Consider the following 6,978-nt stretch of genomic DNA (forward strand, 5'->3'; position numbering starts at 1 on the left):
AAGATGACGGGGACCAAGCTTGACCACGGTCTCTAGGGACCAGCCCGGTAAATCGGTCTCCCGCCAACACCGGGGGTGCGGTCAGGCACCCCCGGCTCCTCCATTAAAGCGCAAATCGTCGAGACAAGCCGGGGCAAGGTGAACTCCATGTGGAGGCCTACTCGCCCTTCGCCTTCTTGGTCGAGACCATCAGCTTGTCGATATAGGCGAGCAGCAGGGCGGAGATGACGAAGGTGAGGTGGATGATGGTCAGCCACATCAGCTGGCCGTCGGTGTATTGCTGGGCGTTGAGGAAGACCTGCAGCAGGTGGATGGATGAAATCGCCACGATGGTGGAGGCCACCTTGATCTTGAGCGAGGCGGCATCGACCTTGCCAAGCCAGGAAATCTCCGTGCCTTCGGCATTGTCGAAGCGGCTGACGAAATTCTCGTAGCCCGAGATGATGACCATCACGACAAGGCTCGCAACCAGCGTGGCGTCAATCAGCGACAGCATCTTGAGGATGGTGTCCGTTTCCTCCAGCACGAGGAGTTTTTCGACGAACTCCAACAGCTTCTTGCCGAATGACACCGCATAGAGCAGCAGCGCCACCGCAAGGCCGAGATAGAACACCACCAGGAGCCAGCGCGAGGCCAGGATGATGCCTTCGATGAAATGTTCGAGCTTCTTCATGGGAGAGGCCCCGCCTTTGGACGGGGCCTCTGATAGCGCATTCCGCAATTGAGGCAAGAGGCCCCCTCATTCCGCATGGTTGGGCGCCGGGGCAGGCTCGGGCCTGTCGTTGCGGGTCTTCCACAGTGACCAGAGGATTCCGCTCGCCAGCACGCCGATGGTGACGGCGAGCGAGATCGCCGTATCGATCTTCACGCCCAGCGGCACCAGGAAAATCTTGATGCCGACGAGCACCAGGATCACGGCGAGCGAGTACTGGAGATACTTGAAGCGGTGCATGGCGGCGGCGAGCGCGAAATAGAGGGCGCGCAGGCCCAGGATGGCGAAGATATTCGAGGTGTAGACGATGAACGGGTCCTGGGTGACGGCGAAGATGGCCGGCACCGAGTCCACCGCGAAGACCAGGTCCACGAATTCGACAATGATGAGGGCGACGAGGAGCGGCGTGATGAACAGCGACAGCTTGCCCGTCCTGGGGTCGATCTGGCGGACGACGAATTTTTCGCCATGCAGCCTGTCGGTGACGCGGAAGTTCCGCTTGATGAGCTTCAGCATCCAGTTGTCCTCGAGCGAGGGTTTCTCGTTCGAGGTCTTGAACATCTTGAGGCCGGTGAAAACGAGGAAGGCGCCGAACAGGAACAGGATCCACTGGAAGGACATGACCAGCGCCGCGCCCACCCCGATGAGGATGGCGCGGAACACGATGACGCCGAGAATGCCCCAGAACAGCACGCGGTGCTGGTAGAGCCGCGGGATTCCGAGAAACGCGAAGACAGTCGCGATGACGAAGATATTGTCCATCGCCAGCGACTGCTCGATCAGGTAGCCGGTGAAGAATTCGAGGCCGGACTGGCTGCCGCGCGCATACCACACCCAGGCGCCGAAGGCGAAGGCAATGGCCATGTAGCCGCCATAGAGAAGGAAGCTCTCCTTCGCCTCGATCTCCTTCTGGCCCTTGTGCAGGAAGCCCAGATCGAGGACGAGGAGGCCGATCACCACGGAAATGAAGATCACCCAGAAATAGGCGGGCGTGCCGAGAAAATCGGAGAAAAGGAATGCCGGGAGAGTTTCCATAGCCGGACCCACGTTGACGGTTATCACTTGCAGCTCCGACATCACGGGATTGCGACTCCCGCCAGAGGGGCCCGGCGCTGCTCTGGCGAAATGGGGCAAATTGCGGCAAGTTCAAGGGATACGCCGATAACGACTTCGTGAAGTGCCCTGAGGGAGGCGCGGATTTGCGCCCGGGGACAGCCATTCGGGTCGCCGGCACATGGCCAACCGGCGCAAATGACTGAGAGGACGCAGTGCATGATGAAGATCACCGAAATCCCCGTCACCTGCCTCGTCGAGGCGAAGGACAAGCTGGGCGAAGGCTGCTTCTGGGATGCGGCCACACAGACCTTGTGGTGGCTCGACATTATCGAGCCTTCGGCCATCCGCCGCCTGCACGTGGCCTCCGGCGCCTGTCGAAAATGGCAGTTCACCGAAAAGGTGACGGCCATGGCGAAGCGCCATGACGGCACGGTGCTGGTCGGCACGCACACCGGGCTTTCGATCTTCAACCCCGAAACGGGCGCACTCACGCCCTGGCGCAGGATCGACCCCGGAACGCCCGGCAACCGCGGCAATGACGGGGCCTGCGATGCGCGCGGCCGCTTCTGGTTCGGCACCATGATGAACAACATCGGACCCCGCGGCGAGGACCTGCCCATCACCGCATCGACCGGCAAGCTGTTCCGCATCGATGCCATGGGCGGGATCGCGGCGATGGAGACCGGAATCGGCGTTTCCAACGGCCCGTGCTGGTCGCCCGACGGACGGACCTTCTATTTCACGGACTCGCTGGCGCAGATCATCCATGCCTATGACTTTGACGCGGAGGCCGGCGCCATCTCCAACCGCCGGGTGCTGAACGACACGAAGGATTACGGCTACCCGGACGGCGCGACGGTGGATGCCCATGGCTTCATCTGGAGTGCGCGCTGGGACGGCGGTTGCGTGCTGCGCATTGACCCCGGGGGCCGCATCGACCGCGTTGTGCCGATGCCGGCGAAGCGGGTGACGAACGTCTGCTTCGGCGGTCCGAAGCTCGACACGCTTTATGCCACCTCCTCGCGCCAGGGGTTGCCGGAGGAAGAGCTGCGCGACCGGCCGCTGAGCGGCGGATTGTTCTGCTTCGACCCGCAAGTCACCGGATTCGAAAAACCCGCTTTCGCGGGCTGAGCGGACGGGTTATCCGTCATGCAAATGCAGCGATAGGAGTTGCCGCCATGAACCTCGTTCAGATCACGGACCTGAAGGGCAAGCGCCGCGTGGGACTGGTTGCGGCGGACAGGATCGTGCTGCTGAAGAAGGTGGCCACCACGCTGGACCTGGCCCGCATGGCGCTGGCGGAGGGAGTCAAGCTTTCCGCCATGGCCTCCTCGCTTGCCACCTCCACGACCGAGGATTATGCGGCGGCGCTGAAGGAGAAGCGGGTGCTGACGCCGGTGGACCACCCGGACCCTGCCCACTGCATCATCACCGGCACGGGCCTCACGCATCTGGGCTCCGCCGCGGCGCGCGACGGCATGCACAAGAAGCTGTCGGGTGCGAAGGAAGAGCTCACCGACAGCCTCAGGATGTTCAAGCTGGGCCTCGAGGGCGGCAAGCCGAAATCCAAGACGGAGGCGGGCGTCCAGCCCGAGTGGTTCTACAAGGGCGACGGCTCCTGGCTTTCCGGCCCCGGCCAGCCGCTGCCGCTGCCTGCCTTCGCGCTCGATGGCGGGGAGGAGCCGGAACTGGCGGGTCTCTATCTCATCGACGGCAAGGGCCGGCCGGTGCGGCTGGGCTTTGCGCTGGGCAATGAGTATTCCGACCATGTGACGGAGCGGCAGAACTATCTCTACCTCGCGCATTCGAAGCTCAGGCACTCCGCCATCGGGCCGGAGATGGTGGTGGGCGGCATCCCCGCCTCCATCGAGGGCATGAGCCGCATCATCAGGGCTGGCAAGGTGATCTGGGAGAAACCCTTCCTCACCGGCGAGGCCAACATGAGCCACACCATCGCCAACCTCGAATATCATCACTTCAAGTATGACGGCTTCCGCCGCCCGGGCGATCTGCACATCCATTATTTCGGCACCGCCACCCTCTCCATCGCCGACAATGTGAAGACCGAGGATGGCGATGTCTTCGAAATCACCGCGCCTTGCTTCGGCGCGCCGCTGCGCAACCCGCTGAGGGCGGTCAAATCCACGCACAAGCCTGGGAGCGTGAAGGCGCTTTGACCGAACCGAAGGTTTAAGCCTTCGCCGTAATTGTCGCCCTCCAACCCTGGCGGAGACCCGATGCCCGTCAGCCTGGCCGGCATGCCGTGCTGAAGGTAATGCGCCTTCTGCCGTGCAATCCGCCCGAAGCCTTGTTATCACGGGGCCATGACAGCAGAGTTCATCGCCCTCGACTGGGGCACCACCTCCTTCCGCGCCTATCGCGTGGGCGCTGGCGGCCATGTGCAGGACAGCATCGCGGCGGCGGAGGGCATCCTCGCGGTGAAGGATGGAAAGTTTGAAGACGCACTCGAACGGCTGATCGGCGCGTGGGACGTGAGCCTGCCCGTCATGGCGGCGGGCATGATCACTTCGCGGCAGGGCTGGATCGAGCTTCCCTATCTTCCCTGTCCCGCCAGAGCGGCGGATTTGGCGCAGGCGCTGCATCGCCACACCACGGCCTCCGGCCGCCGCATCGCCTTCGCCACCGGCCTCAGCTACAGAGCACCCGATGGCATGCCCGATGTGATGCGCTCGGAGGAGGCGCAGGTGTTTGGCTCGCTCGATCTGGGCGTCAGTCATTTCGTGACGCCGGGCACGCATTCGAAGTGGATCGCCACCGAGGGCGACAGGCTGGTGCGCTATGCGACCTATGTGACGGGCGAGGTCTTCGCCGCGCTGAAGGACCACACCATTCTGGGCCGCCTGATGAAGCCGGGGCCCGATGACGAGGAGGCCTTCGCCATGGGCGTGCGCGCGGCGCTGGAAGATCCGGCTGGCTTCCTGCACCGCATCTTTTCGGCGCGCTCGCTGGGGCTGTTCGGCGAATTGGCGCCTGAGGCGATCTCGTCCTATCTCTCCGGCCAGGTGATCGGCACCGAGGTGGCGCATGCCATCCGCGGCAATCCGCGCGAGGCTCAATATGCCGTTCTGGCCTCCCACGGCATCGGCGGGCGCTATGTCAAGGCCATCGAAATCGCGGGGCTCAAGGTGCGCCATGGCGACCCGCAGGCCATCGTCAAGGGACTGGCGATCATCGCAAGAAAGGCTGGGATCATATGATCGGATCCGAGCAGGCCGCGGCGGACTGCGGCATCCTCGCCATCCTGCGCGGCATCAGTCCGGACGAGGCAGCGGGCATCGGCACCGCGCTTTACGAGGCGGGCACCCGCATCGTCGAGGGGCCGCTCAATTCGCCGGAGCCATTCCGCTCCATCGCCGCATTGGCCGCGCGCTTTCAGGGCCGCATGGTGGTGGGGGCTGGAACCGTGCTCACCACCGACAGCGTCGACCGCGTGAAATCGGCGGGCGGCCAGATCTCGGTATGCTGGAGCGGGGCATGGAGCATGATCCGCAAAAGTGGAACCGGTTTTGCGATAAGATCATGCTCAGGCTTTTGATCTGGCGCATGCTCCGCTCAGGCGGAATCGCCTGAACGAAAAGAACATGCGCTAACCGGCGCGGGCCTCGGGCGGGGTGGTTTTGCGCTGTTCGGCCCGGTCGATTTCGAGCTGCAGGAAGAAGTTCAGCGCCGTCCGGATTGCTGCGATGGCGGCCAGCTCGCCGATCTCCGACCAGCTGGGCGCCACGGCGGTGCGCAAAATATCGGCGGCGAGCAGGAACTCCAGCGCGAGCGCCAGCCAGCGGCCCAGCCTCAGGCGCACATCTTCCTTGGCCTCATGGCCGGAGGAGGCCTCGCCGCCCGAAAAGCTCTGCGGGATGAGCCACAGAGTGCGGAACGCGGCCTCGATCACCGCAACGGCAATCACGAAGGCCGCAGCACCCTCCGTGATGGTGGAGAGGAGGAGTGTCAATTCCTTGATCAGTTCGTGGCTCATCAGACGTCCTCCAGCACGGAAATCCTGCCGCTGGGCTTGCGCGCAGCCAGCGGCACCCCACTCATGTCCTCCCGGCCCTCCGCATGCAAGGCCCGCGCGAAATCGGCCGCGCTCATGGCATGGCGGGTGAGCTTGCACGCAGGCCTCGGACCCTCTCGAAGGTTCCGGTCAAAGCCGCAGGGCCCCATTGACAGGCGGCGGAAGCGTGGCGAAAAATCTTCCCATGCGCCGCCTCTCTCTTATAAGTCTCGTGCTGCTTATTGCCGGGCTTCCTGCCCTGGGGGCGACGCCCGAGACCAGGGTGATTGACTTTCCCTGTTTCAAGAGTGTGGCCGACGGCCGGGTGCTGGTGGACGGCGACCCATGGGACCGTAAGATGAAAGACCTCGGCTACCGCCTTAAGGACGGCGAATATGTTCCCTGGAAGGTCCTTTCATTCACGCAGACCAAGCCCGAAGATGAGGGCTGGGCCGATGGCATGTGCCGGATGCGGCTCCTGCCGGTGGCGCAATAGGCAATCTCAATGATGCGGCGGCGGTTGCCTGCCGTCGGGCCGCGTCGTCACTTTGGCGTCGAATTCGCCGCGCAATTCGCCCGGGCGGCATTCCGGAGCATGATCCGCAAAAGTGGCGCCGCTTTTGCGGATCATGCTCCAAATACCGCGACGATCGTTTCAACAGGCAGGAACAATGTCCGGCTTTCTTCGGGATATTCGATGAATTCCGCGCAGCGCTGATAGAAGCGCCTGGCGTTTTCATTCTTGGCGTGAACCAGAACCGCGCCGATGCCGATGCTCCGTGACGCCAGCGCGGTCCGGCGCAGTGCATCCGAAAGCATGTCCGCGCCGAGCCCCATTCCCGCATGGGAAAGGCTCACAGCCAACCGGCCGATGACCGGCACCGGAACCGTGTCCGGCGCATTGCGGCGCACCTTCCCCGGTACGGCCGCGCGCTCAACCGCGCCTGCCGAAATGCAGAAATAGCCGACGACCTGATTGCCCTGGCACACGACATAGGTGCGCGAGAAGCGGCTCTCATTCTTCATCGCCCGTTGGCGCAACCAGTCGTTAGAGCGGCGGGCGGTCAATTGACTCCATTAGGATTTCCCTCCCCCTCGTGGGGAGGGCTATCGCATATGGGTTCCCTTCTCCCGTCCGAAGGATGGGAGAAGGTGCCCGAAGGGCGGATGAGGGCCTTTGTCCACAGATTCCGATGCG

Annotated in this window: 10 protein-coding genes; 5 read left to right on the top strand and 5 right to left on the bottom strand. The window is 63.6% G+C overall.

The genetic code is table 11. From position 1 onward, the window contains the following. Window positions 1-157: 157 nt before the first annotated feature. Window positions 158-673, bottom strand: a complete 516-nt coding sequence (locus IOC69_RS03045) for a TIGR00645 family protein (protein WP_290542054.1) — start codon at window positions 671-673, stop codon at window positions 158-160. A 66-nt stretch (window positions 674-739) separates the two neighbouring features. Beyond that, window positions 740-1,747: a TerC family protein gene (locus IOC69_RS03050; protein WP_290542055.1), complete on the bottom strand. Its 1,008-nt coding sequence runs from the start codon at window positions 1,745-1,747 to the stop codon at window positions 740-742. A 237-nt stretch (window positions 1,748-1,984) separates the two neighbouring features. Between IOC69_RS03050 and IOC69_RS03055 the strand changes: the two genes are divergently transcribed. From IOC69_RS03055 to IOC69_RS03070, 4 genes are all read left to right on the top strand, one after another. Further along, window positions 1,985-2,899, top strand: a complete 915-nt coding sequence (locus IOC69_RS03055) for an SMP-30/gluconolactonase/LRE family protein (protein WP_290542056.1) — start codon at window positions 1,985-1,987, stop codon at window positions 2,897-2,899. Between the two features lie 47 nt (window positions 2,900-2,946). Continuing rightward, complete coding sequence (araD1, locus tag IOC69_RS03060) at window positions 2,947-3,945, top strand: AraD1 family protein (protein ID WP_290542057.1); 999 nt, start codon at window positions 2,947-2,949, stop codon at window positions 3,943-3,945. Between the two features lie 147 nt (window positions 3,946-4,092). Next, window positions 4,093-4,986: a 2-dehydro-3-deoxygalactonokinase gene (locus IOC69_RS03065; RefSeq protein WP_290542058.1), complete on the top strand. Its 894-nt coding sequence runs from the start codon at window positions 4,093-4,095 to the stop codon at window positions 4,984-4,986. After that, the gene (locus IOC69_RS03070) at window positions 4,983-5,324 is read left to right on the top strand and encodes a hypothetical protein (RefSeq protein WP_290542059.1); all 342 of its coding nucleotides are present in this window, start codon (window positions 4,983-4,985) and stop codon (window positions 5,322-5,324) included. Before IOC69_RS03065 ends, IOC69_RS03070 begins: the two co-directional genes overlap by 4 nt. A gap of 51 nt (window positions 5,325-5,375) precedes the next feature. Here the strand turns inward: IOC69_RS03070 and IOC69_RS03075 are convergent, their stop codons facing one another. Then, the gene (locus IOC69_RS03075) at window positions 5,376-5,762 is read right to left on the bottom strand and encodes a DUF1622 domain-containing protein (RefSeq protein ID WP_290542060.1); all 387 of its coding nucleotides are present in this window, start codon (window positions 5,760-5,762) and stop codon (window positions 5,376-5,378) included. Window positions 5,763-5,967: 205 nt separating this feature from the next. Between IOC69_RS03075 and IOC69_RS03080 the strand changes: the two genes are divergently transcribed. Continuing rightward, a complete protein-coding gene (locus IOC69_RS03080) occupies window positions 5,968-6,276 on the top strand; it encodes a hypothetical protein (protein ID WP_290542061.1) in 309 nt (102 codons plus the stop codon). Between the two features lie 6 nt (window positions 6,277-6,282). Here IOC69_RS03080 and IOC69_RS03085 read toward each other — a convergent pair whose 3' ends face one another. Further along, window positions 6,283-6,411: a hypothetical protein gene (locus IOC69_RS03085; protein WP_290542062.1), complete on the bottom strand. Its 129-nt coding sequence runs from the start codon at window positions 6,409-6,411 to the stop codon at window positions 6,283-6,285. Further along, the gene (locus IOC69_RS03090) at window positions 6,408-6,848 is read right to left on the bottom strand and encodes a GNAT family N-acetyltransferase (RefSeq protein ID WP_290542063.1); all 441 of its coding nucleotides are present in this window, start codon (window positions 6,846-6,848) and stop codon (window positions 6,408-6,410) included. Before IOC69_RS03090 ends, IOC69_RS03085 begins: the two co-directional genes overlap by 4 nt. Between the last annotated feature and the right edge of the window lie 130 nt (window positions 6,849-6,978).

This window comes from Aestuariivirga sp., from assembly GCF_020252405.1.
In the GTDB taxonomy this organism is placed as follows: domain Bacteria; phylum Pseudomonadota; class Alphaproteobacteria; order Rhizobiales; family Aestuariivirgaceae; genus Aestuariivirga.